The sequence below is a fragment of the Pseudomonas sp. A014 genome (assembly GCF_052378495.1).
In the GTDB taxonomy this organism is placed as follows: Bacteria; Pseudomonadota; Gammaproteobacteria; order Pseudomonadales; family Pseudomonadaceae; genus Aquipseudomonas; species Aquipseudomonas machongensis.
This window is the reverse complement of the sequence record NZ_CP199001.1, coordinates 1,457,731-1,484,032: the sequence shown is the minus strand read 5'-3', so window position 1 is coordinate 1,484,032 and position 26,302 is coordinate 1,457,731. Positions and strand designations below refer to the sequence as shown.

At 64.4% G+C, this 26,302-nt stretch carries 26 protein-coding genes; 11 read left to right on the top strand and 15 right to left on the bottom strand.

Annotation, left to right across the window (positions count from 1 at the left end; genetic code table 11):
- Positions 1-60: 60 nt before the first annotated feature.
- The 5 genes from relA to ACTYOL_RS07045 all read right to left on the bottom strand — a co-directional run bounded on the left by relA (position 61) and on the right by ACTYOL_RS07045 (position 6,909).
- The gene (gene relA, locus ACTYOL_RS07065) at positions 61-2,301 is read right to left on the bottom strand and encodes a GTP diphosphokinase (protein ID WP_054892897.1); all 2,241 of its coding nucleotides are present in this window, start codon (positions 2,299-2,301) and stop codon (positions 61-63) included.
- Between the two features lie 96 nt (positions 2,302-2,397).
- Positions 2,398-3,762: a 23S rRNA (uracil(1939)-C(5))-methyltransferase RlmD gene (rlmD, locus tag ACTYOL_RS07060; protein ID WP_200603547.1), complete on the bottom strand. Its 1,365-nt coding sequence runs from the start codon at positions 3,760-3,762 to the stop codon at positions 2,398-2,400.
- Positions 3,762-4,661, bottom strand: coding sequence for a cysteine synthase CysM (gene cysM, locus ACTYOL_RS07055; protein ID WP_054892899.1), 900 nt, complete (start codon positions 4,659-4,661; stop codon positions 3,762-3,764). The genes rlmD and cysM overlap by 1 nt, the downstream gene beginning before the upstream one ends.
- A gap of 95 nt (positions 4,662-4,756) precedes the next feature.
- Positions 4,757-6,190, bottom strand: coding sequence for a sensor histidine kinase (locus ACTYOL_RS07050; protein ID WP_197893058.1), 1,434 nt, complete (start codon positions 6,188-6,190; stop codon positions 4,757-4,759).
- A 2-nt stretch (positions 6,191-6,192) separates the two neighbouring features.
- The gene (locus ACTYOL_RS07045) at positions 6,193-6,909 is read right to left on the bottom strand and encodes a response regulator transcription factor (RefSeq protein WP_444757708.1); all 717 of its coding nucleotides are present in this window, start codon (positions 6,907-6,909) and stop codon (positions 6,193-6,195) included.
- Between the two features lie 203 nt (positions 6,910-7,112).
- Here ACTYOL_RS07045 and ACTYOL_RS07040 point away from each other — a divergent pair, with 203 nt between their 5' ends.
- From ACTYOL_RS07040 to ACTYOL_RS07025, 4 genes are read left to right on the top strand one after another with little or no spacing between them, the layout of a single operon-like run.
- Positions 7,113-9,869 (top strand): response regulator, encoded by a 2,757-nt coding sequence (locus tag ACTYOL_RS07040; protein ID WP_197893056.1) that lies wholly within the window; start codon positions 7,113-7,115, stop codon positions 9,867-9,869.
- 31 nt (positions 9,870-9,900) lie between these two features.
- Positions 9,901-10,890 carry a 2-hydroxyacid dehydrogenase gene (locus ACTYOL_RS07035; RefSeq protein WP_151924265.1) on the top strand — a complete coding sequence of 330 codons (990 nt, stop codon included), beginning with the start codon at positions 9,901-9,903 and terminating at the stop codon, positions 10,888-10,890.
- A gap of 25 nt (positions 10,891-10,915) precedes the next feature.
- A complete protein-coding gene (locus ACTYOL_RS07030; protein ID WP_153774382.1) occupies positions 10,916-11,353 on the top strand; it encodes a hypothetical protein in 438 nt (145 codons plus the stop codon).
- Complete coding sequence (locus ACTYOL_RS07025; RefSeq protein WP_372821292.1) at positions 11,350-11,754, top strand: META domain-containing protein; 405 nt, start codon at positions 11,350-11,352, stop codon at positions 11,752-11,754. Before ACTYOL_RS07030 ends, ACTYOL_RS07025 begins: the two co-directional genes overlap by 4 nt.
- A gap of 140 nt (positions 11,755-11,894) precedes the next feature.
- Here the strand turns inward: ACTYOL_RS07025 and ACTYOL_RS07020 are convergent, their stop codons facing one another.
- Positions 11,895-12,362 carry a TlpA disulfide reductase family protein gene (locus ACTYOL_RS07020; RefSeq protein ID WP_112897668.1) on the bottom strand — a complete coding sequence of 156 codons (468 nt, stop codon included), beginning with the start codon at positions 12,360-12,362 and terminating at the stop codon, positions 11,895-11,897.
- An 87-nt stretch (positions 12,363-12,449) separates the two neighbouring features.
- Here ACTYOL_RS07020 and arsC point away from each other — a divergent pair, with 87 nt between their 5' ends.
- From arsC to ACTYOL_RS07005, 3 genes are read left to right on the top strand one after another with little or no spacing between them, the layout of a single operon-like run.
- Entirely contained in the window at positions 12,450-12,803 is a 354-nt protein-coding gene (gene arsC, locus ACTYOL_RS07015) for an arsenate reductase (glutaredoxin) (protein ID WP_054892906.1), read from the top strand.
- Positions 12,800-13,405, top strand: coding sequence for an NAD(P)H:quinone oxidoreductase (wrbA, locus tag ACTYOL_RS07010; protein ID WP_054892907.1), 606 nt, complete (start codon positions 12,800-12,802; stop codon positions 13,403-13,405). Before arsC ends, wrbA begins: the two co-directional genes overlap by 4 nt.
- On the top strand, positions 13,398-13,811 hold the full coding sequence (locus ACTYOL_RS07005; RefSeq protein ID WP_065861389.1) for a DUF2069 domain-containing protein: 414 nt from the start codon (positions 13,398-13,400) through the stop codon (positions 13,809-13,811). Before wrbA ends, ACTYOL_RS07005 begins: the two co-directional genes overlap by 8 nt.
- A 52-nt stretch (positions 13,812-13,863) precedes the next feature.
- Here the strand turns inward: ACTYOL_RS07005 and ACTYOL_RS07000 are convergent, their stop codons facing one another.
- Both ACTYOL_RS07000 and ttcA read right to left on the bottom strand, forming a co-directional pair.
- Positions 13,864-14,535, bottom strand: coding sequence for a DNA-3-methyladenine glycosylase I (locus ACTYOL_RS07000; protein WP_197893046.1), 672 nt, complete (start codon positions 14,533-14,535; stop codon positions 13,864-13,866).
- A 4-nt stretch (positions 14,536-14,539) separates the two neighbouring features.
- Entirely contained in the window at positions 14,540-15,364 is an 825-nt protein-coding gene (gene ttcA / locus ACTYOL_RS06995) for a tRNA 2-thiocytidine(32) synthetase TtcA (RefSeq protein ID WP_054892909.1), read from the bottom strand.
- 251 nt (positions 15,365-15,615) lie between these two features.
- On the opposite strand from ttcA, the gene ACTYOL_RS06990 reads away from it, so the two are divergent.
- On the top strand, positions 15,616-16,215 hold the full coding sequence (locus ACTYOL_RS06990) for a Yip1 family protein (protein ID WP_054892910.1): 600 nt from the start codon (positions 15,616-15,618) through the stop codon (positions 16,213-16,215).
- A 127-nt stretch (positions 16,216-16,342) separates the two neighbouring features.
- Positions 16,343-16,837, top strand: a complete 495-nt coding sequence (locus ACTYOL_RS06985) for a SprT family zinc-dependent metalloprotease (RefSeq protein WP_054892911.1) — start codon at positions 16,343-16,345, stop codon at positions 16,835-16,837.
- Positions 16,838-16,874: 37 nt separating this feature from the next.
- On the opposite strand, the gene ACTYOL_RS06980 is transcribed toward ACTYOL_RS06985, so the two are convergent.
- The 5 genes from ACTYOL_RS06980 to ACTYOL_RS06960 form a co-directional block, all read right to left on the bottom strand.
- Positions 16,875-17,495: a calcium-binding protein gene (locus ACTYOL_RS06980; RefSeq protein ID WP_197893044.1), complete on the bottom strand. Its 621-nt coding sequence runs from the start codon at positions 17,493-17,495 to the stop codon at positions 16,875-16,877.
- A gap of 215 nt (positions 17,496-17,710) precedes the next feature.
- Positions 17,711-19,036 (bottom strand): dicarboxylate/amino acid:cation symporter, encoded by a 1,326-nt coding sequence (locus ACTYOL_RS06975; RefSeq protein ID WP_054892912.1) that lies wholly within the window; start codon positions 19,034-19,036, stop codon positions 17,711-17,713.
- Positions 19,037-19,418: 382 nt separating this feature from the next.
- Positions 19,419-20,765 carry an ATP-binding protein gene (locus ACTYOL_RS06970; RefSeq protein WP_153774379.1) on the bottom strand — a complete coding sequence of 449 codons (1,347 nt, stop codon included), beginning with the start codon at positions 20,763-20,765 and terminating at the stop codon, positions 19,419-19,421.
- The gene (locus ACTYOL_RS06965) at positions 20,762-21,439 is read right to left on the bottom strand and encodes a response regulator (protein WP_054892914.1); all 678 of its coding nucleotides are present in this window, start codon (positions 21,437-21,439) and stop codon (positions 20,762-20,764) included. Before ACTYOL_RS06965 ends, ACTYOL_RS06970 begins: the two co-directional genes overlap by 4 nt.
- 108 nt (positions 21,440-21,547) lie before the next feature.
- A complete protein-coding gene (locus tag ACTYOL_RS06960) occupies positions 21,548-22,153 on the bottom strand; it encodes an outer membrane protein (RefSeq protein ID WP_153774378.1) in 606 nt (201 codons plus the stop codon).
- A 136-nt stretch (positions 22,154-22,289) separates the two neighbouring features.
- Here ACTYOL_RS06960 and ACTYOL_RS06955 point away from each other — a divergent pair, with 136 nt between their 5' ends.
- Positions 22,290-23,081, top strand: a complete 792-nt coding sequence (locus tag ACTYOL_RS06955; RefSeq protein ID WP_197893042.1) for a dienelactone hydrolase family protein — start codon at positions 22,290-22,292, stop codon at positions 23,079-23,081.
- An 83-nt stretch (positions 23,082-23,164) separates the two neighbouring features.
- A complete protein-coding gene (locus ACTYOL_RS06950) occupies positions 23,165-23,866 on the top strand; it encodes a 4'-phosphopantetheinyl transferase family protein (protein ID WP_153774376.1) in 702 nt (233 codons plus the stop codon).
- Between the two features lie 3 nt (positions 23,867-23,869).
- On the opposite strand, the gene ACTYOL_RS06945 is transcribed toward ACTYOL_RS06950, so the two are convergent.
- Together ACTYOL_RS06945 and ACTYOL_RS06940 are read right to left on the bottom strand one after the other, a co-directional pair.
- Positions 23,870-25,474, bottom strand: a complete 1,605-nt coding sequence (locus tag ACTYOL_RS06945) for an ATP-binding protein (protein ID WP_444757707.1) — start codon at positions 25,472-25,474, stop codon at positions 23,870-23,872.
- A complete protein-coding gene (locus ACTYOL_RS06940) occupies positions 25,471-26,172 on the bottom strand; it encodes a response regulator transcription factor (RefSeq protein ID WP_054892919.1) in 702 nt (233 codons plus the stop codon). The genes ACTYOL_RS06945 and ACTYOL_RS06940 overlap by 4 nt, the downstream gene beginning before the upstream one ends.
- Between the last annotated feature and the right edge of the window lie 130 nt (positions 26,173-26,302).

Genomic DNA, 26,302 nt, shown 5'->3' with positions numbered 1-26,302 from the left:
CCACAGGGATCACGCTGCACCTGCAGGAGCGGGCTTGCCCGCGATGGGGGCGACGCAGTCTCAAGGCGTACGATTACGCCGCGTCTCGATGATGTTCGGCAACTGCGAGATCCGTCCGAGCAAGCGCCCCAGCGCATCCAGGCCTGGAATCTCGATTGTCAGCGACATCAGCGCGGTGTTGTCTTCCTTGTTCGAGCGGGTATTGACCGCCAGCACGTTGATCTTCTCGTTGAGCAGCACCTGCGAAACGTCGCGCAGCAAGCCCGGGCGGTCGTAGGCGCGGATGACGATATCGACCGGGTAGGTCTGCACCGGAATCGGCCCCCAGCTCACCTGGATCATGCGCTCCGGCTCCTTGCCCGCCAACTGCAGCACCGAGGCGCAGTCCTGGCGGTGAATGCTCACGCCGCGGCCCTGGGTGATGTAGCCGACGATGGCGTCGCCCGGCAGCGGCTGGCAGCAACCGGCCATCTGCGTGAGCAGGTTACCTACGCCCTGGATCTGGATGTCGTTGCGCTTGCCCGATCGAGTCCCGCGCGCCGGGCGCGGCACCAGCTCGACCGGCTCGATACGCTCCGGCTCGAGCAACTGCTGGGCGGCGTTGACCATGTGCGCCAGGCGCAGATCACCGGCCCCCAGCGCAGCGAACATGTCCTCGGCGGTCTTGACGTTGGCCTTTTCCGCCAGGCGCTCGAAGTCCACCTGCGGCAGGCCCAGGCGGCTGAGTTCGCGCTCGATGAGGGTCTTGCCGGCAGCGACGTTCTGGTCGCGCGCCTGCAGCTTGAACCAGTGGACGATCTTGGCCCGCGCACGCGAGGTGGTGACGTAGCCGAGGTTGGAGTTCAGCCAGTCGCGGCTCGGGTTGCCCTGCTTGCTGGTGATGATCTCCACCTGCTCGCCGGTCTGCAGGCTGTAGTTCAGCGGTACGATGCGCCCGTTGATCTTGGCGCCACGGCAGTTGTGGCCGATCTCGGTGTGCACGCGGTAGGCGAAGTCCAGCGGCGTGGCGCCCTTGGGCAGGTCGATGGCGTGGCCATCAGGGGTGAACACGTAGACCCGGTCCGGCTCGATGTCGACCCGCAGTTGCTCGGCCAGGCCGCCGATGTCGCCCAATTCCTCGTGCCACTCCAGCACCTGGCGCAGCCAGGAAATCTTCTCTTCGTAGTGGTTGGAGCTGGACTTGACGTCGGTGCCCTTGTACTTCCAGTGCGCGCAGACACCCAGCTCGGCCTCTTCGTGCATGCCGTGGGTACGGATCTGCACCTCGAGCACCTTGCCCTCGGGGCCGATCACCGCGGTGTGCAGCGAGCGGTAGCCGTTTTCCTTGGGGTTGGCGACGTAGTCGTCGAACTCCTTGGGGATGTGGCGCCACAGGGTGTGGACGATACCCAGCGCGGTATAGCAGTCGCGGATTTCCGGTACCAGCACGCGCACCGCGCGCACGTCGTAGATCTGGCTGAACTCCAGGCCCTTGCGCTGCATCTTGCGCCAGATCGAATAGATGTGTTTCGCCCGGCCGCTGATGTCGGCCTTGACGCCGGTGGCCAGCAGCTCGTTCTGCAACTGGTTCATCACATCGCTGATGAAGCGCTCGCGGTCCAGCCGCCGCTCGTGCAGGAGCTTGGCGATCTGCTTGTACTGGTCGGGCTCCAGGTAGCGGAACGACAGGTCTTCCAGCTCCCACTTGATATGGCCGATGCCCAGGCGGTGAGCGAGCGGTGCGTAGATGTCGAACACCTCGCGCGCCACACGCAGGCGTTTTTCGTCATCGGCGGCCTTCACCGCGCGGATCGCGCAGGTCCGCTCGGCCAGCTTGATCAGGGCGACGCGTACGTCGTCGACCATGGCCACAAGCATCTTGCGCAAGTTCTCGACCTGCGCCTGCGAGCCCAGCACCAGCGACTGGCGCGGGCTGAGGCTGGCGCTGATGGCGGCCATGCGCAGCACGCCGTCGATCAGCTTGGAGACCACCGGGCCGAAACGCTGGCCGACCTCGGCCAGGGTGACCTTGCCTTCGCGGACCGAGCGATAGATCACGGCAGCGACCAGCGAGTCCTGGTCGAGCTTGAGGTCTGCGAGAATTTCAGCGATCTCGAGCCCCGCCTGGAAGCTCGACGTCCCGTCGGCCCAGGAATGCTTGGCCGGGTTGCCCTTCTTCTCGACTTCCTGGGCGAAATCGCAGGCCTCCTTGAGCGCCGTGCGATCCAGCGCCGAATCGACGCTCACCACATGATCCAGCCATGCTTCGAGATTGATACTGCCGTCGGTGTTGACCGGCTGGTGCACTCTCACCTGTACCATGTTTCGTTTACCTTTCCATACAGCGCACCTCGCGGGTGCACTGGCAATCAACCGTGCCGCTTCCCGTCCGTGGAAGCCGCACCAAGGGGCCAGCCGTTACTGGCCCACTTCGAATAACGCCATGGCCTCGACATGCGCCGTCTGAGGAAACATGTCGAGAATCCCGGCCCTTTTTAACCGGTACCCCTGGCCGACCAGCACCTGCGCGTCTCGCGCCAGCGTGGCGGGGTTGCACGATACATAGACCAACCGCCTGGCCTTCAAGCGTGCGATGCTTTGCACCACCTCGTAGGCACCGTCGCGCGGTGGGTCCAAGAGTACCGCAGAAAAGCCCTCGGCGGCCCATTCGGCACCTGCCAAAGACTGCGATAAATCGGCCTGAAAAAACCGTGCGTTATGCACATTGTTGCTCGCGGCGTTGGCGGCAGCCCGATCGACCATCGCCTGCACACCTTCCACCGCCACCACTTCACGGGCCTGGCGAGCCAGCGGCAGGGCAAAATTGCCCAGGCCACAGAACAGGTCCAGTACCCGTTCGTCCGGTTGCGGCGCAAGCCACGCCAGCGCCTGTTGGATCATCAAGGTGTTGACCTGGGCATTGACCTGCACGAAGTCGCCCGGTCGCCACGCCAGCTCCAGCCCCCAAGGGGCCAGGTCAAACCCAAGTGTCGCGGCGCCATCATGTGGCGCCGGCTCACCCTCGCCCTGCAGCCACAGTTGCGCACCCGCCTGCTCGCAGAACGCCTGCAGGCGCGCCAGGTCGTCGTCGGCCAGCGGCGCTACATGGCGCACCAGCACTGCCTCGGCGGTGCCGCTGAACAATTCCACATGCCCCAGCGCCTGAGGCCTGCTCAAGCTGCGCAGCACGGTCGGCAAATGTCGCAGGATGGTTTGCAAGGGTTGTACCAGCACCGGGCAATCGTCGATGGCGATGATGTCCTGGCTGGCTTCGGCGCGAAAACCGACCTGCAGCTCGCGCGCCTTCACATCCCAACGCACGGCGATGCGCGCGCGACGGCGGTAGCCGAATTCCAACCCGGCCAGCGGCGCGGCCCACTCATCAGGCTGCACACCGGCTACGCGCTGCAACTGCTCGGCGAGCAGGCGCTGCTTGAGCGCCAGCTGGCCCTCGTGGGGCAGGTGCTGAAGGTTGCAACCGCCGCAGCGGGCGTAATGCCGGCACGGCGCCTCGCGCCGCTCGGGGCTGGCCTGCAGCACGCGCTCAAGACGTGCTTCGACGATCTTGCCGCGGGCATTGAGCACCCGCGCCTCGACCGCCTCGCCCGCCAGGGCACCACTGACGAACCAGGTGCGCCCCTCGACAAAGGCGATGCCGCGTCCGTCACCGGCCAGGCGTTCGATGTCCAGGCGTTGTTTCTTGCCCACCGGCACCTGTGGGGTGCGGTCGCCGCCGGCTGGCTGGAAGCGCAGGCCGCTGCTGTTGCTTTTCTTTCTGGACATCAGGTCGCGTCGAACAGGCCGGTGGAGAGATAACGGTCGCCGCGGTCGCAGATGATCGCGACCATCACGGCATTTTCCACTTCACGGGACAGACGCAGCATCGCCGCGACCGCACCGCCGGAGGACACACCGCAGAAAATGCCCTCTTCGCGTGCAAGGCGACGGGTGGTGTCTTCGGCTTCCTGCTGGGACATGTCCACCACGCGATCGACGCGGGTGGCGTCGAAGATCTTCGGCAGGTATTCCTCCGGCCAGCGGCGGATACCGGGAATGGCCGAGCCTTCCATCGGTTGCAGGCCGACGATCTGCACCGCCGGGTTCTGTTCCTTGAGGTACTGCGAGCAGCCCATGATGGTGCCGGTGGTGCCCATGGAACTGACGAAGTGGGTGATGCTGCCCTGGGTCTGCTGCCAGATCTCGGGACCTGTGCTGGTGTAGTGGGCAATCGGGTTGTCGCCGTTGGCGAACTGGTCGAGCACCAGGCCGCGACCTTCGGCCTGCAGCTTTTCGGCCAGATCGCGCGCCCCTTCCATGCCCTCTTCCTTGGTCACCAGGATCAGCTCGGCGCCATAGGCGGTCATCGCCGCCTTGCGCTCGGCCGTGGAGTTGTCGGGCATGATCAGGATCATCTTGTAACCCTTGATCGCCGCCGCCATGGCCAGGGCGATGCCGGTGTTGCCGGAGGTCGCCTCGATCAGGGTGTCGCCAGGCTTGATCTGGTTGCGCAGTTCGGCGCGGGTGATCATCGACAACGCCGGACGGTCCTTGACCGAGCCGGCCGGGTTGTTGCCTTCGAGCTTGAGCAGGAGGGTATTGCTGGTCTGCCCGGCGATACGCTGCAGGCGGACCAGAGGGGTGTTGCCGACGCAATCGGCGATGGTTGGGTACTGCAAGGTCATGGGCGTGTTTCGCAATCAGGACGGCAGGGGCGCCTATCATACCGGCAAAGGACGCGCCGCCATATCACGCAATTGCTGGGAGATATAGCAGGTAGTTATATGGGTGACGAACCCTGCGCGGGCAAACTCGCGCTCGCAAGAACGGTGAAAGCCTTTTCAGCAGCAGGCTTACCTGCCAAGCCCTCGGTGTCGACACAAGGCAGGCGCATGCACAGCCGCAATCCCCGTTGCCCATTCTCGGCCCACAGCCTGCCGCCCTGACGCTGGATCGCACTGCGGGCGATACTCAGCCCCAGCCCAAAGCCTCCATCCCCGGGGCGCGAGCCGTCGAGCCGGGAAAACGGCGCGAAGATCCTTTCCAGATCGTCGTCATCCACCCCGCCGCCTTCATCTTCCAGGAACAACTGCCAGTGATTGCCCTCGCGCTGGCCACTCAGGCGCACCACCCCGTCGTGCGGTGAGTGGCGAATGGCATTGCGCAGCATGTTCTCCAGCGCCTGGGCCAGGTGGTTGAGATTACCCTCCACCCAACAGCTGGCCGGCAACGTGCACTGCAACCGCTGCGCGGCCCAGCCGCTTTCGTAGCAGGCATTCTCCACCAGCAGGTCCCACAGGGCCTGAAGCTGGATGGGCTCAAGGTTCATCGGCGCACGCTCGGCATCCTGCCAGGCCAGTTGCAGGGTGTCCTCGACCAGTTGCTGCATGCAATCGAGTTCCCGTTCGAGGCGTTCGCGCAGGCGTGCGACGTCGGTCTCGCCCTCGCAGGCCACACGCAGGCGGCTCAGTGGCGTGCGCATCTCGTGGGACAAGTCGCGCAACAGTTGCTGCTGCAGGGTTACCGTGCCCTGCAGGCGCTCGGCCATCTGGTCGAAGGCACGCGCCAGCTCGCCCAACTCGTCGTCACGACCGATCGTGCGCGAATCGAGCCGCGCCGAAAGCTGGTCGGCACGCCAGGCATTGGCCTGCTCGCGCAACTGGTTCAGCGGCACGATCAGCATCCGGTAGAGGCCCACGCACAGCAGCAGGGTGAACAGCCCCGGCATCACACCATTGGTGATGATCCGCCAGAACAACCGGTACTGGCCGGGGGTCAGGCGCTGGGGCAACTCGATCACCAGCATGCCCTGCTCGGGAGCCTGGGGGAACGGCAAGCGCAGCCAGGGCTGGTCGATGCTGCGCCTGCTCATCGGCCAGTCGACGCCGCGCAGGCGGGTCAGGCGCTGGATTTCCTCAGTGGACAAGCGAGCCCCGGCGAGCGGTCGCAAGTTGCCATCGAGCACCGCGATCCAGCCCGACTCACGCTGGCGCATGTCCAGCAACCAGCGCTCGAGGCCTTCCCGGCCGCCCTGGTTCCAGGCCTGCTCGGCCTCGGCGGCATAACCGCGCAACAGCTGCCGGGCAGGCTCGGACAAGAAGGCGTTCTGGGTTTCCATATGCCGGCCCCAGGTGTAGCTCAGGCCGATCATCAGCAGGCAGAAGCCCACCAGCAGCACCGCCAGCTTCCAGAACAGCGATCGACGATCGAGCATGCTCAGTCTGCCTCGCCGGCACAGAACACGTAGCCCTTGCCCCATACCGTGCGCACCTGGCGCTCGTGATAACCGATACTCTTGAGCTTGCGACGGATCTGGCTGACATGCATGTCCAGGCTGCGGTCATGGCGCGAATAGCCACGCTGCAGGACCTGCTGGTAAAGGAAGGGCTTGCTCAGCACCTCCTCCTGGCTGCGATTGAGGGTGTCGAGCAGGCGGTATTCGCTGGGCGTGAGCCCCGCAGCCTGCCCGTCGAGCGTCACGTCGCAGGCCTGGTCGTCGAAATGCAGTTGCCCCGGCAAGACGTCACGCGGCGCTTGATGCCGGCGCTCCAGGGCGACCCGGCGCAGGATCGCCTCGATGCGCACGCGCAGCTCGGCCATGCTGAAGGGCTTGGGCAGGTAGTCGTCGGCACCGCGCTGGAAACCGCTGATACGGTCCGCCTCGGCCCCCAGCGCCGACATCAGGATGACCGGCGTGGCGCTGCGCCGGCGCAGTTGCGCCAGGGCATCCAGACCATTGAGCCCTGGCAGCAGGATGTCCAGCAACACCACATCGAAGGCCTCGCGGCCAGCAGTTTCCAAGCCTTCCAGGCCATTACGGCACCAGGTCACGCGGAAACCGCCGCGCTGCAGCTCCTCGTGCAGGTAGGCGCCGAGCACCGGATCGTCCTCGATGGCGAGGATGCTTGAGTCGTGAATGGATACGGTATGCATTGGCATCTGCCATGAATTCTCAGTTGCGCGATTATTGGCGAGGGACGCCGTTCTGGCAACCGAGTGTCGACCAATGCCGTTGCCAGCGCCGCGCGCCATAAAAAACCCGCACAAACAAAGTGCATTACCGGTGCGTGCGGAGTAACGTTCTGCGGGATCCCGTCCACTCGCGACGGCCCGCACGCACATGACAGGAGACAGGTGTGCTCGATCGTTTGGGAATCAGAAGCCGCGTCCTGCTGCTGGCCCTACTGCCCGCCGGGCTGATGGCGCTGGTGCTGGGCATTTATTTCACCTGGTTGCAGCAGAACGAACTGCGCACCCAACTGTTGCAACGCGGCAAGATGATCGCCGAGCAACTGGCACCGCTCGCAGCCCCCGCCCTGGCCCAGGAAGCGCCAGCGCAGCTCGAGCGCATCGCCGCCGAGGCTTTGGAGCAGACTGATGTGCGTGCCGTGGCTTTCCTGGCCCCGGACCGTTCGCGCCTGGCCCATGCCGGCCCCAGCATGCTCAACCAGCCGCCCAGTGGCGGCACCGGTACGCAACTGCTGCAACGCACCGGCAACGACGCCACGCGCTACCTGATGCCGGTTTTCGGCCATCACCGCGACCTGGCCACCGAAGCCGTGCCCAACGAATCCGAGCGCTTGCTTGGCTGGGTCGAAATCGAACTGTCCCACGACGGCACGCTCCTGCGCGGCTATCGCAACCTGTTCACCAGCCTGCTGCTGATCTTTGCCTGCCTGAGCCTCACGGTGCTGCTGGCATTGCGCATGAGCCGGGCGATCAACGGCCCGATCGGGCGCATCAAGCACGCGGTCACCCAGCTCAAGGAGGGCAATCTCGAAGAACGCCTGCCGCCCATGGGCAGCGTCGAGCTGGACGAGCTGGCGGCCGGGATCAACCGCATGGCCGAAACCCTGCACAACGCCCACGAAGAACTGCAGCACAGCATCGACCAGGCCACCGAGGACGTGCGCCAGAACCTGGAGACCATCGAGATCCAGAACATCGAGTTGGACATGGCGCGCAAGGAGGCTCTGGAGGCCAGCCGGATCAAATCCGAATTCCTCGCCAATATGAGCCACGAGATCCGCACCCCGCTCAATGGCATCCTCGGCTTCACCCACCTGCTGCAAAAGAGCGAGCTCACGCCTCGCCAGCTCGACTATCTGGGCACCATCGAAAAGTCCGCCGACAACCTGCTGGGGATCATCAACGAGATTCTCGACTTCTCCAAGATCGAAGCCGGAAAGCTGGTGCTCGACAGCATCCCCTTCAACCTGCGCGACCTGATCCAGGACACCCTGACCATCCTCGCCCCGGCGGCCCACGCCAAGCAGCTGGAGCTGGTCAGCCTGGTGTACCGCGACACGCCTCTGTCGCTGGTTGGCGATCCGCTGCGGCTCAAGCAGATCCTCACCAACCTGGTAAGCAACGCCATCAAGTTCACCCGCGAAGGCACGATCGTCGTGCGCGCCATGGTCGAAGACGAGCACGAAGACACCGCGCAACTGCGCATCAGCGTGCAGGACACCGGCATCGGCCTGTCACCGGCGGACGTGCGCACCCTGTTCCAGGCCTTCAGCCAGGCCGACAACTCGCTGTCGCGCCAACCTGGCGGCACCGGCCTTGGCCTGGTGATCTCCAAGCGCCTGATCGAACAGATGGGTGGCGAGATCGGCGTCGACAGCACGCCGGGCGAAGGCTCGCAGTTCTGGATCAACCTGAGCCTGCCCAAGGCCCACGACGACGCCGAGGAAATGCCCCTGCAAGCGTTGCTGGGCCGTCGCGCAGCGATCGTCGACGGCCACGAACTGGCCCGTCAGGCCCTGGAACACCAGCTTGAAGACTGTGGCTTGAGCGTCAGCCTGTTCTCGTCGTTCGAGCAGTTGCTGCAAGGCGTACAGGCCGCCAGCCAGGCCGGCCAACCCTTCGAATTCGCCGTGCTTGGCGCCAACCTGGGCAACCTCTCGCCCGACCAGCTCGGCCAGTATCACCAACAACTCGAACGCCTGGGCTGCCAGTGCGTGGTGCTGTGCCCGACCACCGAGCAGGCGCTGTATCACCCGTTCCTGCCCAATGCCCATGGCCAATTGCTGTCCAAGCCCACCTGCACCCGCAAGTTGCGCCGCCTGCTGCTGGAACTGGTGCAACCGACCCGCCCCAGCAGCGAACCGCGGCACACTGCCGGCTCGCGGGTGCCAAGGATCCTCTGTGTCGACGATAACCCGGCCAACCTGCTGCTGGTGCAGACCCTGCTCGAAGGCATGGGCGCCGCAGTCGTGGCGGTAGACAGCGGCTTCGCGGCAGTCCAGGCCGTGCAGGACGAACCCTTCGACCTGGTGCTGATGGATGTGCAGATGCCCGGCATGGACGGCTGCGCCTGCACCGAGCAGATCCGTCGCTGGGAAGCCAGCCAGAGTGGCCCGCCCCTGCCTATCGTCGCCCTGACAGCCCACGCCATGGCCAACGAAAAGCGCGCCCTGCTGCACAGTGGCATGGATGACTACCTGACCAAGCCGATCAGCGAGCGCCAGCTGGCCCAAGTGGTGATGAAATGGACCGGCCTGAGCCTCGGTACGCCCTCACTGGACCGCGCCACTGAACGTTTTCCCGATGGCAACGAGCTCAAGGTGCTCGACCACGAAGAGGGTTTGCGCCTGGCGGCCGGCAAAGCGGACCTGGCCGCCGACATGCTGGCGATGCTGCTGGCCTCGTTGGAAGGTGATCGCCAGGCCATCCGCAGCGCCCGCGAACAAGGCGATCGTTCGGCGATGATCGAGCGCGTTCACCGCCTCAACGGCGCTTCGCGCTATTGCGGCGTCCCACAATTGCGGGCCGCCTGTCAGCGCAGCGAGACGCTGCTCAAGCAGGACAGCCCGCAGGCATTGCAGGCGCTGGATGACCTGGAGCGCGCCATCCACCGACTGGCGGAGCAGGCGCACCTGCGTGCCTGATCGTCGACGACACACCGAAGGAATCCCCACCATGCGCGTCCTGTTGTTCAGCAGCCAGCACTACGACCAGGAAAGCTTCACCCAGGCCGCGGCCAGCAGCGCGCTGGAGCTGCATTTCCAGTCCGCTCGCCTCACCCCGGACACCGCCCCACTGGCCCAGGGCTTCGAGGTAGTCTGCGCCTTCATCAACGACGATCTGGGCGCCGAAGTCCTGCAACGCCTGGCCAGCGGTGGTACACGGCTGATCGCCCTGCGTTCGGCGGGCTACAACCATGTCGACCTGGCGGCTGCAGCACACCTTGGGCTGACGGTGGTGCGCGTCCCAGCTTATTCGCCGCACGCCGTGGCCGAGCACGCGGTAGCGCTGATCCTGGCCCTCAACCGCCGCCTGCACCGCGCCTACAACCGCACCCGCGAAGGCGATTTCACCTTGCATGGCCTGACCGGCTTCGACCTGCACGGCAAGACCGTGGGCGTGGTCGGCACCGGGCAGATCGGTGCTGCGTTCGCCCGCATCATGGCCGGCTTCGGCTGCCAGTTGCTGGCCTACGACCCCTACCCCAACCCCGAGCTGCTGGCCCTCGGTGCCCGCTATCTGGAACTGCCCGAACTGCTTGGCCAGGCACGGATCATCAGCCTGCATTGCCCGCTCACCGAGCATACCCGTCATCTGATCAACGCCGAGAGCCTCGCGCGCCTGCAGCCCGGTGCCATGCTGATCAACACCGGGCGCGGTGCGCTGGTCGATACCCCGGCGCTGATCGACGCGCTCAAGAGCGGCCAGCTCGGCTACCTGGGCCTGGATGTCTATGAAGAAGAGGCGCAACTGTTCTTCGAGGACCGCTCCGACCTACCACTGCAGGACGATGTGCTGGCCCGGCTGCTGACCTTCCCCAACGTGATCGTCACCGCGCACCAGGCGTTTCTGACCCGCGAAGCGCTGGAAGCGATTGCCGCGACCACCCTGGACAACATCGCCCGCTGGGCAGCAGGCGATGCGCAAAACACGGTCACAGGGTAGGATACGCGGCATTTCTGGAGGACCCATGGTCGAGCACGATTTCCGCTACACCCTTTTCAACCCGCAACACACCCTGATCGAATGCCGCGCGCTGGTGCCAGGCCGCTACCAGGTAACCGGCAACGGCGGATCGATGCACAAAGGCGACGTCCTGCTGGTGACGCTCAAAGGCAGCAAGGACCTGTCCATGCGCCTGACCGTCGAGAGCGTCCGTCATCTGATCAACCCGCGCGGCCAGTGGGTTGCCGTGGCCAGCGGCCCGGAGTTCAACGAACTGGAAATCCTCACCTGGCAGGTCAAGTGCGACAGCTGCGAGGCCGTGCTCGACTTCGAATTCGCCGTCGATGCAAAGCTCGGCAAGAAGGCCCGCCAGCCCGCCGCCAATGCACGCATCGCGGAGCTGGGCTGGAGCAGCCAGGGCGAGCGTCACCTGTGCCGCAACTGCCAGGGAAGCGCCCAGTGAAACACCTGTTGATCTGCGCCGCGCTGCTCGGCGGTCTGTTCGGCTGCGCGGCGCAGCCTTCCAAACTGCAGCAGGAGCAGAGCTATGTGCTGGAGTGGATCGGCGAACGCCCGCTGATCGACTACAGCCACCTGACCCTCACCCTGGCCGATGATGGCCGCGCCTATGGCAATGCCGGCTGCAACCATTGGTTCGCCAGCTATACCCTGGACGGCGATAAATTGAGCTTCGGCAAGGTCGGCAAGACCCGCAAGCTGTGTGCACCGGCATTGATGGAGCAGGAGCAGCGCTTCCTCCAGGCCCTGGAAACGGTGCAGCGCTGGGATGTGTCGGCGATCGAGCAGATCCGCTTCTGGCCGGCCGAAGGCAAGCCGCTGCGCTTCTGGCCTGAGGAAGGCTGAAGTGCATCGGGGCCGCTGCGCGGCCCATTCGCGGCACGAGGCCGCTCCCACAAGTAACACCGCAGTATTCAGAAGTTGCGGAGCTCTTGTAGGAGCGGCCTCGTGCCGCGAATGGGCTGCGAAGCAGCCCCGACAACAGGTCAGGCGCCGCCTTTGAGCGCCTTGATCTTCGCCTGCAGCCCTTCGAGCGTCTGCTCACCGAGCAACTGCTCACGCACCTTGCCCTTGTCGTCGATGATGTAGGTCACCGGCAGTGCTTCGCTGCGAGGCAGCTCGTAACGCTCGGCCGGGTCCTGGGCCAGCACGGTGAAGTCGATGCCCAGCGCCTGCACGGCCTGCTTGAGGTCGTCGCCCTGCAGCCCGTCGAAGTTCACCCCTACCACCTTGATGCCCTGGGCAGACCATTGCTTGGCCGCCGTGTTCAGTTCGGGGATCTCGGTGCGGCAAGGTCCGCACCACTCGGCCCAGTAGTTGAGCACCAGCCAGTGCCCGTCGATCTGCTCGGCCTTCACCGTATTGCCGTGCTGGTCCACGCCGTAGTCCGCACCGCAGCCGCCGAGCAAAAGGCTCGCGGTGATGGCCAGTGCAGCTGCCAAACGCCTTGCCATGGGTCAATCCTTCTCGAAGTTTTAAGGCATGAAATGTCGATCGCTGCGGTTAGAATAGCCGCCACACCCAGCTGGATGCGACCCGTCATGACCGATTTGACCCTCTATCATAACCCGCGCTGCTCCAAATCCCGCGGTGCCCTTGAACTGCTGGAAGAACGCGGCCTGGCCCCGACCGTGGTGCGCTATCTCGAAACCCCGCCCGACGCCGCCACGCTCAAGGCGCTGCTCGGCAAGCTCGGCATCGGCGCGCGCCAGTTGTTGCGCAGCGGCGAAGACGAATACAAGGCCCTGGACCTGGCCAACCCCGCGCTCACCGATGCGCAACTGATCGACGCCATGGTCCAGCATCCGAAATTGATCGAACGCCCGATCCTGGTCGCCGGCGACAAGGCCGTGATCGGTCGGCCCCCCGAGAAAGTCCTGGAGATCCTGCCGTGAACGATCCATTCATCCTGGTCCTGTACTACAGCCGCCACGGCTCCACCAGCGAGATGGCCCGGCACATCGCCCGCGGTGTCGAGATGGCGGGCCTGGAAGCGCGCCTGCGCACGGTGCCGGCGATTTCCACCGAGTGCGAAGCCGTGGCGCCGGACATCCCCGCCAGCGGCGCGCTCTACGCCACGCTGGACGACCTGCGCCACTGCGCGGGGCTTGCCTTGGGCAGCCCGACCCGCTTCGGCAACATGGCCGCGCCGCTCAAGTACTTCCTCGACGGCACCAGCAGCCTGTGGCTAGGCGGTGAACTGGTCGGCAAGCCTGCGGCGGTGTTCACCTCCACTGCCAGCCTGCATGGCGGCCAGGAAACCACCCTGCTGTCGATGCTGCTGCCGCTGATGCACCACGGCATGCTGGTCACTGGCCTGCCCTATAGCGAATCGGCCCTGCTCGAAACCCGTGGCGGCGGCACGCCCTACGGCGCCAGCCATCATGCCGGTGCCGATGGCAAGCGCGAGCTGGACCAACACGAGATCGCCCTGTGCAGGGCGCTCGGCCAACGGCTGGCCAACACGGCCAAGGCCCTGGGTGGCGAGCGTGGCTAGAAAGCCCAAGGTCCTGCCTGCACTCGACTGGCTGGCCCCGCGCCTGCGCCTGACCCGGGCGCTGAGCCTGGCCTGCTTCTTCGGCCTGATCGCCTTGCTGGTGGTGAACAACCTGTGGTTCGCCGACCTGCATGGGGCGCGGGTCGAAGTGATCCTGGCCATCGAGCTGATTCCGCTACTGCTGTTACTGCCAGGCATGCTCAGTGGCAGCGCCCGGGCGCATGCCTGGACCTGCTTTGTGGTGAACATCTATTTCATCAAGGGCGTGCTGGCAGCGTTCGACCCGGCTCGGGCGCTGTTTGGCTGGATCGAGGTGCTGGTGAGCCTGGGGTTGTTCGTCAGCGGGTTGCTGTACGTGCGCTGGAAGTTTCAGTTCGAGCGGCGGATGGCCGGGGAAGGTAGCTGAGCTCAGTGTTGAAGCCATCGCGGGGCAAGCCCGTGATGGCTTCAGCGAGGACTCAATGATTGACGGTATGCGCCAGCATCACCGACAACTGGCACAGCGGCCGGCCACTCTCTTCATGCCACTGGTTGAACGCCTGCTGCACCAGCGCCAGGTCGCGCTGGCTGGTGGGCTGCTTGTCGATCACCTTCTGCGCGATCAAGGCTGCTGCCATGTCCTCGGTGGGGATGAAGGTATCCTTGCCGACCATGCGCAGGAAGCGCGGCGCCGACAGGCCACCGAGCTGGTTGCCATGCTTGGCCAGGTACTTCCACAAGCCGACGATATCGGTCTCGGGCCAGTCGGCGATGAAGGCACCAAAACTGCCCTTTTCCTTCGTCACATCGAGGATCATCTGCGCATTGCGCGGCACGCTCTTGAGCTTGCCCAGGTGGCGGATGATGCGCTCGTCCTGCATCAGGCGCTCCAGATGCTCGGCGCCCATCAGTACAACCTTCTGCGGGTCGAAACCGAAGAACACCTGTTCGAACGCTGGCCACTTGGCGTCCACCAGGCTGTGCTTGAGCCCGGCGCGGAACACGCGCAGGGCCAGGGTCGACAGGTAGCGGTCGTCAGTGATGTCGCGCAACTGCGCCGGCGTGCGCGGTTGCGGCAGGAAGGCCTCTAGCGCCTTGGCCGAGCCGAAGCGATTGATGCAGTACTCATGCAGCCACTGATAGTCGCGCATGAGGTCAGATGTTCAGCACGTCGAGGAAGCGCGGGGTGGCGCTCTCGTCGATCTTCAGGCTGGTGAAGTCGAACAGGTCGCGGTCGGCCAGTTGCGAGGGCGCGACGTTCTGCAGGGCGCGGAAGATGCTCTCGGTACGCCCCGGGTGCTTGCGCTCCCACTCCACCAGCATGTCCTTGACCACCTGGCGCTGCAGGTTCTCCTGCGAACCGCACAGGTTGCACGGGATGATCGGGAATTCCTTCATGTCCGAGTAAGCCTGGATATCCTTCTCGCTGCAGTAGGCCAGCGGGCGGATCACCACGTTGCGGCCATCGTCGGCGCGCAGCTTGGGCGGCATGCCCTTGAGCGCGCCGTTGAAGAACATGTTGAGGAAGAAGGTCTCGACGATGTCGTCGCGGTGGTGGCCGAGCGCCATCTTGGTCGCACCGATCTCGTCGGCGAAGGTGTACAGCGTGCCACGGCGCAGGCGAGAACACAGCGAACAGGTGGTCTTGCCTTCGGGGATCAGTTCCTTGACCACCGAGTAAGTGTCCTTCTCGACGATGTGGTACTCGACGCCGAGGGTCTTGAGGTAGGCCGGCAGCACATGCTCGGGGAAGCCTGGCTGCTTCTGGTCCATGTTCACCGCGACGATCTGGAACGAAATCGGCGCCACCTTCTGCAGGTGCAGCAGAACATCGAGCATGGTGTAGCTGTCCTTGCCGCCGGACAGGCAGACCATGACCTTGTCGCCATCCTCGATCATGTTGTAGTCGGTGATGGCTTCGCCGGCGAGACGACGCAGGCGTTTTTGCAGTTTGTTCTGGTTGACCGAGAGGGTGCCCATAGCGCTTGGATCCGCGAGGTGTGACAAAAGCCGGCTATTTTACGCACAAACCGAGCACAGGCGTAGGCCATTCCGATAAAGAATCAACAGCGCCGCCGACAGCGCGATTTGCTCTAAAAAGCCGGGTTTGTGCCGGGTTCTGCTTCCTATACTGCGACATAAGGCCATATTACCGCTTGATCGGTTGCCTGGCCTCGGCCACAGGCGCTCCGCTTGGGGGGCGTTTGGCGACGACGATAGGAGTGACCGGCATGATCCATCACGTTCTGGGGCTGTTTACCCATCCCGACCAGGAATGGCGAGAGATTCGCGGTGAAGAAGAAAGCATCAGCCACATGTACCTGACCCACACCCTGATCCTGGCAGCGATTCCGGCGGTGTCCGCCTTTATCGGCACCACCCAGGTCGGCTGGGTGATCGGTGATCGACCACCGGTGATGCTGACCATGGAAAGCGCGCTGTGGATGAGCGTCATGTCCTACCTGGCGATGCTTGCCGGGGTGGCGGTCATGGGGGCCTTCATCCACTGGATGGCGCGCACCTACGATGCCAACCCCTCTATGGCACAGTGCATCGCCTTTGCAACCTACACCGCCACGCCACTGTTCCTCGGCGGCCTGGCGGCGCTCTACCCTCACCTGTGGCTGGGCATGCTGCTGGGCACAGCGGCCATCTGCTACACGGTCTACCTGCTGTATGTCGGGCTGCCGACCTTCATGAACATCCCCACCGACGAAGGCTTCCTGTTCTCCAGCTCCGTGCTGGCGGTGGGCCTGGTGGTGCTGGTGGCGATCATGGCCGCCACCGTGATCATCTGGGGGCTTGGCGTGGGGCCGGTCTACACCAATTAGAAACACCAACACTGGGGCGTCGGGCCAGAGGCCGCCGTTTTGGCGGCCTCTGGCTTCGTGCTGACCGGCGGCTCGGCAAGCGTGCAGGGCTTGCGGCATAATGGCGCGTCAGGAGAATCATCCCGCCATGCCCGAGCTACTCAAGCAACGCGTCGAAACCTGTTACCAGCAAGCCGAAACCTTCTTCAAACGCCCCTTCCCGCGCCCGGAAGTCAGCTTCAAGCTGCGCGGCCAGAAGGCCGGTGTCGCTCATCTGCACGAGAACCTGCTGCGCTTCAACCTGCAGCTGTACCGCGAGAACCAGGATGACTTCCTGCGCCAGACCGTGGCCCATGAAGTCGCCCACCTGATCGCCCATCAACTGTTCGGTGACCGCATCCAGGCCCATGGCGAGGAGTGGCAACTGATCATGCGCGGGGTGTACGAACTGCCGCCCAACCGCTGCCACAACTATGAGGTGCAGCGCCGCGTGGCAACCCGCTATATCTACCGCTGCCCCTGCGCAGACAGCGACTTTGCGTTCAGCGCCCAGCGGCACAAGCTGGTGCGCCAGGGGCGACGCTATCTGTGCCGGCGCTGCCGGGAGATCCTGGTGTACAGCGGCGAGACACGCGTCGAATAGACACTACTACCACCTGTGACCTCGATAGACGAGGATGTCAGAGGATCAGATACGCGGTCGTGAAGTGTTCAACACCAATCAGTTCGATTTCGAAATCTGGCGCGAGACCGCCGCGGACATTACCCGACAGCAGCCCGTGCTCGAAACGCAGTTGGCCTTTTTCGGTAAAAGGAGCATCACCAATAAAGGTGAAGCCGACAAGGCCAGAGGACGCTGCCAATCCACGCAGATCAATGCGATCCCCCATTGCACCATTGAAGTCGGTGATGATATCCCGTCGATTGCCGAGGCCCATGTCAGCCAACTTTGAAAACACGAAGAGATCGGCACCTCGACCACCGCTCAGCACATCGGCACCTGGCCCACCCTCGAGCAGGTCATCCCCCTCACCTGCGAGCAGGGCGTCATTACCAGTGTCGCCGATAAGCACATCGGCGCCGTCACCTCCGAACAGTAGGTCACCGCCCTCGCCCCCATTCAGCACGTCGCTACCTGGACCACCGAACAGGATGTCATCTCCATTGCCTCCTTCCAGTACATCGTGACCGCCACGGCCCCTGATCACATCATCGCTGTATAGGCCAACCAGATGATCACTGTGGTCATCACCTTCGAGCCGCAACCCGTTACTTGCTTTTCCATCACTGGGCTTGAGCATTACCTGAACTCCCTGAACCGTATGAAATGAATGCATCGCGACAAGGTCGTGCTTTTGCAATACCCTCGCGGCACACTCGAATCTATCGATAGTCAGCTATCAGCGTCAGGTAATTATCTAGATACACGTGGTAACAAGTGTCCGCTCAAGGGTTGAGCGAAAGCATGAAAAAAGGCGACCCGAAGGTCGCCTCTTTCACCTCACTACAACCGCTATCAGCGAGTAGCCGGGCCTTCAGCAACGCCCAGGTCGTCGGTCGGACGGGTTTCAACCAGCGGTGCACCGCCGGAAGCCAGTTCCGATTGCAGCTTGTCGGTGTCCAGCTCCTTCACCCACTTGGCCACGACCACGGTGGCAACGGCGTTGCCGATCAGGTTGGTCAGGGCGCGGGCTTCGGACATGAAGCGGTCGATACCCAGGATCAGCGCCAGGCCGGCAACCGGCAGGTGGCCAACGGCGGACAGGGTGGCGGCCAGGACGATGAAGCCCGAACCGGTAACGCCAGCAGCACCTTTGGACGCAACCAGCAGCACCAGCAGCAGGGTGATCTGGTGAGTGATGTCCATGGTGGTGTCGGTGGCCTGGGCGATGAACACCGCAGCCATGGTCAGGTAGATCGAGGTGCCGTCCAGGTTGAACGAGTAGCCGGTCGGAATCACCAGGCCAACCACGGATTTCTTCGCGCCCAGGCGCTCCATCTTGGTCAGCATGCGTGGCAGGGCCGATTCCGAGGAGGAAGTACCCAATACGATCAGCAGTTCTTCACGGATGTAGCGGATCAGTTTGAGGACGCTGAAGCCGTGGGCGCGGCAGATACCGCCAAGGACGATCAGGATGAACGCCAGGCAGGTGATGTAGAAGCAGGCCATCAGGTAGCCCAGCTGCACCAGCGATCCCACGCCGTACTGGCCGATGGTGAAGGCCATGGCACCGAAGGCACCGACCGGCGCCAGCTTCATGATCATGTTGATGATGTTGAACATGACATGGGCGAAGCGGTCGATCAGCTCGAGCACTGGCTTGCCGTAGCTGCCCAGGCGGTGCAGGGCGAAGCCGAACAGTACCGAGAACATCAGCACCTGGAGGATGTCGCCGTTGGCGAAGGCACCGACCACGGTGTTAGGGATGACGTTGAGCAGGAAGCCGACGGTGGTCTGCTGTGCACCGGCGGCGGCGTAGGCTGCGACGCTGCTGGCGTTCAGGGTGCTGACGTCGACGTGCATGCCAGCGCCAGGCTGAACCACGTTGACGACGACCAGACCGATGATCAGGGCGATGGTGGAGACGATCTCGAAGTACAGGAGTGCATAGCCGCCGGTCTTGCCGACCGACTTCATGCTCTGCATGCCGGCGATGCCGCTGACCACAGTACAGAAGATGATCGGGGCGATGACCATCTTGATCAGTTTGACGAAGCCGTCACCCAGGGGTTTGAGGGCGACACCGGTTTCGGGGTAGTAGTGGCCGAGCAGAATGCCGATGGTGATTGCAACGATCACCTGGACATACAGGGACTTGTACAGCGGCTGACGTTTCGTCATGGCTTAATTATCCTCAAGTGTGCCGTTTCACCCTTCCCAGGGCGAGGCACCTAAAGCGCGAACCCTCCTGCACCTGGAGGGATTTGTCGTTGTGTTCGAGCTGCCTGAGCAGGCCTCTGCCAGATCTGTAGCAAGGGTGATGCCAAAATGCCCGAATCAGGTGCAAGGCCCGTGTTTTCGGGAAATTTCTGCCCAAGGACAGGGCGAATCGACAGGGATGGATTGGCGGATTTCCGCCCGGTGGCGAGATTCGTACAAGGACGATGGCGGGAATCCGCCCGATGCGGGCATACGCTTGGGGCTTCGCGGGCAAGCCCCCAGGGGTTGGATTCATCAGCTATCCAGGAGCGGGCTTGCCCGCAAAGAGGCCCCCGCCGCAAGATCACTCCAGGTTGAACACGATCCTGAATGCCGCCCCGCCCAGGGGCGAATCATCCAGCGTAAGCCGGGCATCGAAGCTGTCGATGATGTCCTTGACCACCGCAAGCCCGATCCCCTGCCCCGGATGCTGCCTGTCCAGGCGCTCGCCGCGCTGCAGAATGCGCATGCGCTGGCCGGGCGGCACACCGGGGCCGTCATCTTCAACACACAAGACCTGCTGCCCAGGCAACTGCTCCAGGCTTATCCGCACCTGCCCCAGGCATAGGCGGTAGGCGTTCTCCAGCAAGTTGCCGAGCAATTCGAGCAGGGCGCCCTCCTCGATCGGTACCCACGCCTGTTCGGGAATGCTCAAGGTCACGGTCACACGCTTGTCGCGATAGACCTTGTCCAGCGTGTTGCACAGGCTGTCGAGCACCGGCGCAAGGCGCACCTTGTGCCGCACCAGGCCACTCTTGCGCAGGCTGGCACGTTGCAGCTGGTAGTCGATCTGCTGGCTCATGCGCTCGATCTGGCTTTGCAGTACCCGCGCCTGTTCGCGCTCGTCGCTGCGCTGGCCCATGCTTTCGCCAACCCCCTGCAGTACTGCCAGCGGAGTCTTGAGGCTGTGCGCCAGGTCATCCAGCGAGTCGCGATAACGCTGACGTTGCTCGCGCTCGCTGTGCAGCAGGCGGTTCAACGAGCCGGTCAAACGCAGCAGCTCGCGTGGATGCTCACGGCTCAGCCCTTCACGGGCGCCGCTTTCCACCTCGTCCAGCTCTCGACTCAGGCGACGCAACGACCGCAGCCCCCAGGTCAGGCCGGCCCAGAGCAGCACCATCAATGCCAGCAAGGCCGCACCAAAGCCCAAGTAGAGCTTCTCGCGCAGGCCATCGAGGGTGTGCTGGTACTCGCGCACAGGTTGCAGCGCGACGATGCTGAACGCCGCACTCTTGCCGCCGAGCAGCTTGACCTCGACGTCATAGACGAAGAACTCGTCGCCGTCGTCCTGGCGGATCCGCGCGAATTCGTTGCCACGCCCGTCATAGCGGGGTTGATAGTTGATGTGCTTGTCGGCGGTGGCGCGTGAACGCCAGACCAACCGGCCGTCACGGTCGAAGATGTAGCCGAGCAACCCCATGCTGGGCAGGTTGTAGCGCTCGTCGGGCAGCAGCTCGGGCATCTGCAGATGCCCATGCTCGATGCGCGCCGCCGAGATCATGGTGGTGACATCCGAGGCCAGGCGCTGCTCGATCGACTCCTGCAGGGCCAGGCTGAAGGCCTTCTGCAGCGCCGGCAACAGCGCCAGCATGAACAGCAGGGCCAGCAGCGCTGCGGCCAGCATCAGGCGCAGGCGCAGCGAGCGGATCATCGGCAGCGCTCGGTGAACAGGTAGCCCAGGCCGCGCACGGTGTCGATGGGTTTGAAGCCGTTGTCGCCCTCGAGCTTGCGGCGCAGGCGGCCGACCAATACTTCGATGACGTTGGGATCGCGCTCCTCGTCGTCCGGGTAGAGCTGCTCCATCAGACGGTCCTTGGCCACCACCTGCTGGTGATGACGCATGAGGTATTCGAGAATCCGGTATTCATAGGCGGTGAGCGCCAGGGGCTGCTCGTCCAGCGTTGCCTGTTTGCGATTGAGGTCCAGCACCAGCGGGCCTGCAGCGATGGTCGACTGGGTAAAGCCGCTGGAACGACGCAGCAACGCGTTCAGGCGCGCCTCCAGCTCTTCGAACTGGAAAGGCTTGACAACATAGTCGTCGGCACCGGCGGCCAGGCCTTCGACCTTATCCTGCCAGTTGCCGCGGGCGGTGAGAATCAGAATGGGGAAGGTCTTGTCCTGGCTGCGCAGCTGGCGGATCAGGTCCAGCCCGCTCATGCCCGGCAAGCCCAGGTCGATCACGGCGAGGTCATGGTTGTACTGCTCGGCCTGGTAAAGCGCCTCTTCGGCATCGCCCACCGCCTGCACCACATGCCCGGTCTCGCCAAGACGCGTATACAGGTGATGGCGCAGCAGCGCCTCGTCCTCGACCACCAGCAATTTCATGCTGCATCTCCTTTGTCTATATCTCCCGGACCGCCGAGCGATCAGGGCCGGCACAGCATAACAGCGAACCGGCACGGGAACCCCCTGCCGGTTCGATGAGCCTCGACCTTAGAACTTGTAGCTGGCGGCGAGGTAGGTCTGGGCGCTGCTCTTCAGGCGCAGGGTGCCATCCTTCGGGCCACCGTGCGAAGACAGTTCGGTGGCGGCATTGCTGGTCAGGTAACGGTAGCCCAGTTCCACCGAGGTATTGTCGGTGACCTGTTGCAGAACACCGGCCTGCAGGCCGAGTGCGTAGCCATAGTCGGTGTCGCGGCTATAACCGGAGGAAGTCTGGGTCAGCTTGGTGACGCCCACGCTGCCACCGCCGAACAGCTTGGTGGTGTCGGTGATCGGCAGGAACACATCGTAGCTGCCAAGCAGATTTTCCTGACGCAGCTTGACGCCGCTGTGATCGCCGGAAACGTTGTCGTAGGTCAGGTAGTAGCGGCCTTGATCGTTGATCTGGCCGACACGCAGGCCCCAGGTGCTGTCCTTGCCGATGATGCCGTCGGCGTTGAAGTTGTCGGTGTTGCGTTGCAGCAGGCCGGACTTGCGGACCTTGTCGCTGGTCTGGCCGTAGGTCAGGCTGGCGAAGGTGTCGTCGGCCTGGGCGGTGGCGGTAACGCCAGCTGCGCAAACAGCCATGGCAACCATCAGGGTGTTGAGTGCTTTCATGCTTTGTTACTCCAGTAGGTGCGCTGTTTCGGTCTGGGGGCTAGAGTAAGCAGGGCGCCCTGAACCGCTCCTGAACCCCGGCTGAACCTTGGCTGAACGAACCCGATACGGCTGCATCTTTCCTGGAGACCCCCTCATGCGTTCACTGCTTGCCCTGGCCCTGATGTGCAGCGCCGCCTTCGCCCAGGCGGCGGTACAGACCCGCGAGATCCGCTACCAGGACGCCGACGGCACTGCGCTGATCGGCTACTACGCCTACGACGACGCCATCGAGGGCAAGCGCCCCGGTGTGGTCGTGGTGCATGAATGGTGGGGGCTGAACGACTACGCCAAGCGCCGCGCCCGCGACCTCGCGGCGCTGGGCTACAACGCGCTGGCCATCGACATGTATGGCGACGGCAAGCACACCGAGCACCCGCAGGACGCCCAGGCGTTCATGGCGGCAGCGCTCAAGGATCCAGCAGCAGCGGCGCGACGCTTCGACGCCGGGCTCGAACTGCTCAAGCTGCAACCCAACACCAACAAGCACCAGCTGGGCGCCATCGGCTACTGCTTCGGCGGCAAGGTAGTGCTCGACGCTGCACGCCGGGGCGAGAAGCTCGATGGCGTGGTGAGTTTCCACGGCGCGCTGGTCACCCAGACACCGGCCAAACCGGACGTGGTCAGGGCGAAGATCCTGGTCGAGCATGGCGAGGCCGACAGCATGGTCACGGCCGAACAGGTCGAAGCCTTCAAGAAAGAAATGAAGGATGCCGGAGCAGACATGCAGTTCGTTGGCATTCCCGGGGCCAAGCATGGCTTTACCAACCCGGATGCGGACCGCTTGAGCCATGGCGCGCATGGCGGGCCGGACATCGGCTATGACAAGGCGGCAGATGAAAGCTCCTGGAAGGACATGCAGGCGTTCTTCAAGCAGGCGTTCAAGTAGGGGCCCAAGCCCCTACGAATTCTTTGCGCACCTGCAGGAGCGGGCTTGCCCGCGAAAGGGCCGGAACTGGCACAATACCGCCCATGGACAGACTCCCCACCTGCTGCACCCCACTCCAGCACCACTGGCCTCTACCCCAGCCCCTCCCCGGCGCGGTGCTGGTCAGTTGCGCCTTCGACCCCAAGCGCCTGGCCGCCGACGACTTCCAGCGCGCCGGCATCGCGCAGAGCCCCAGCCTGCAGCGCTCGGTGGCCAAGCGTCAGGCCGAGTACCTGGCCGGCCGAGTCTGTGCCCGCGCGGCACTGCAACGCCTGGATGGCCGCGACTATGTTCCGGACAGCCACGAAGACCGCTCACCGGTCTGGCCCGCCGGCATCCGAGGTTCGATCACCCATGGCCAGGGCTGGGCCGCTGCCGTGGTCGCCCATGAAGGCGCCTGCCAGGGCATCGGCCTGGATCAGGAAAGCCTGCTCGACGACGAGCGCGCCGAGCGCCTGGCGGGCGAGATTCTCACCGCCGACGAGTTGCAGCGCCTGGACCGTTCAAGGATTGGCCTCGGTGTGACGCTGACCTTCTCGCTCAAGGAAAGCCTGTTCAAGGCCCTCTACCCCCTGACCCTCAAGCGCTTCTACTTCGAACACGCTGAAGTGCTGGAGTGGGACGCCGCGGGCCACGCACGCCTGCGCCTGCTCACCGACCTGTCGAGCGAGTGGCACCACGGCCGCGAACTGGATGGCCAGTTCTGCCTGCAGGACGGCCACCTGCTCAGCCTGATCAGCGCCTGAGCCTCACCCCGGCGCCTGCTGTCGTGGCCAGTTCAGACTGAAGCAGGCGCCACCCAGCGCCTCGCTGCGCCCCACCTGCGCCCGTCCACCGTGCCAATAGATGATCCGCCGCACGATCGACAGGCCCAGGCCATGCCCTCCCGAGGCGCGGGTACGGCTGTCGTCCAGGCGCGTGAAGGGCGTGAAGATGCGGTCCCAGACGCCTTCGGGAATCCCCGGACCGTCGTCCTCGACCTCGATGCGGCAACGTTGCTGGCCGAGCTGAAAGCTCAGGCGCACCTCGGACTCGGCGTGGCGCATGGCATTGCTCACCAGGTTCTGCAGTGCTCGATGCAGGTAGCGCGGTTCGGCCTCGACCCAGGCCAACTGGTCTTCGCCCAGCTCACACGCCCCGCGAGTCACCCGCACATCCGCGCGTAGCGGCGCCAGTTCATCGATCACCCGATCGAGCAGGCTGTCCAGGTCGATCCGCTGGAACTTCAGGGCCGGCGCGCCCTGCTCCAGGCGCGCGTAGGTGAGCATCTCGTCGACCAGCCGGTCCAGGTCCTGGATATCGCTGTCCATGCCCGCCAGGTGTTTGCTCCGCGCCTGCTCGGTGCTGGCGCTCTCGATCATCTCCAGGCCGAAGCGCAGGCGCGCCACCGGCGTGCGCAATTCGTGGGACACCGCCCGCACCAGCTCACGCTGCATGCTCAGCGAACGCTGCAAATGCTCGGCCATGCCATTGAACGCCGCCGCCAGACGCCCGACCGAGTCTGCATCGCCCGCCGGCACGCGGGTTTCCAGGCTGCCCTGGGCGATGCGCGAGGCCGCCATCTCCAACCCCGAGACACGGCGCTCGAGCTGGCGCACCAGCAGGTACACCACCAACCCGATCAGGCACAGGCCGAGAAAGGCGATCAGGATCAACAATTGCGGTGGATAAGGGTTGAGCTGGTACAGCGGGCCGATTTCCAGCACCCATGGCGAGCCGGACAAACCGGCGAATACGCGGATCGAATCACCATCGCGCCCCAGCGCCATCACCGTGTCGCCTTCCTCTACCCGGCGCCGCTGATCGTCGTCCAGCCCTACCCGCTCGATCCGCTGCAGGGCGATGTCGAAACCAAAGCCCTTGCTCTGCCTGATCTGTGCCAACCGCTGCTGCTGCTCGGTCACCGGGTAGCGCACCAGTTCGTCAGCCAACAGATAAAGCGTGGCACGGGCCAACTGCTCGCTGACCTGCTTGACCTGCGCGACCAGCACAACATCCTCGTGCGCCACCTGGCGCAAGACCTTGGCCGCATGCGGGCCGGTCTTCTCCACCACCACCAGGCCACGCGCCAGGCGGCTGCGCTGCCCGGCATCGAGGGTCTGCATCGACAGCGGCGCCAGGTCCAGCGGCACCCCGAGCAAGCGTTCCCAGATCACCAGCGACCGCTTGCGCTCCACCTCGTTCTGCATCGCCAGGTTGTCTGCCATCAGGCTGAAGGTGCCTTGCGCCAGGCCCTCGCGGTGCTGGCCTGCGCGCACCTCGTTGACCAGGTGCAGGCTCAGCACGCCAAGCACCGCGACCAGCACCAGCACCGCGAGCATGCCGCCATAGACGCGCAGGAAGATCGAATTCATGGGGTAGCATCGCCGACGAACAGGTAACCCTTGCTGCGAAGGGTCTTGATCAGGCGCGGGTGGATGGGATCGTCACCGATCTTGGGGCGAATCTTGGAGATGCGCACATCGATGGAGCGATCCTGGCCGTCATAGCCCACCCCGCGCAGCGAGGTGGAGATCTGCTCGCGCGACAGCACCCGCCCGGCGTTGCTGGCCAGCAGCCAGAGCAGGTCGAACTCGGCACCGGTCAGGTCGATCGGCTGCTCGCCCAGCCAGGCCTCACGCAGGCGGTTGTCGATGCGCAGCCCTCCAAAACTGAGGTCGTGCCCCTTGCCCTGCGGCGCATCGCTGCGACGTAACAGCGCATTGATGCGTGCCAGCAGCAGGCGCGGGCGCACCGGTTTGCAGATATAGTCGTCAGCCCCCAGGTCCAGCCCCTGGATCTGGTCGAGTTCATCGCTGCGCGCGGTGAGCATGAGGATGGGGTTGGGGAACTGCCCGCGCACCCGCCGGCAGATGCTCAGGCCATCCTCTCCGGGGAGCATCAGGTCGAGGATCACCAGATCAGGCTGGCTGTCGATGATGCGCCGCACCGCCCGCCCGCCATCGCCCTCCACCGCCACCTCGAAGCCATTGGCCTGCAGGTATTCGGCTGTGAGTTCGGCCAGGCGCTGGTCATCCTCGACGATCAGGATGCGGTTGTTGGGCTGGTCCATCGCCGGTCACCTCTTGTTCATGATTTTGGTGTCGGTGCGCTACGGTGGGTGCAGGCTTGCCCCACGATGGGGCTGCTGCCGCCCTTCACCAAAGGGCAACATATCCCCCGGATACTACGTCCCGCCCCAG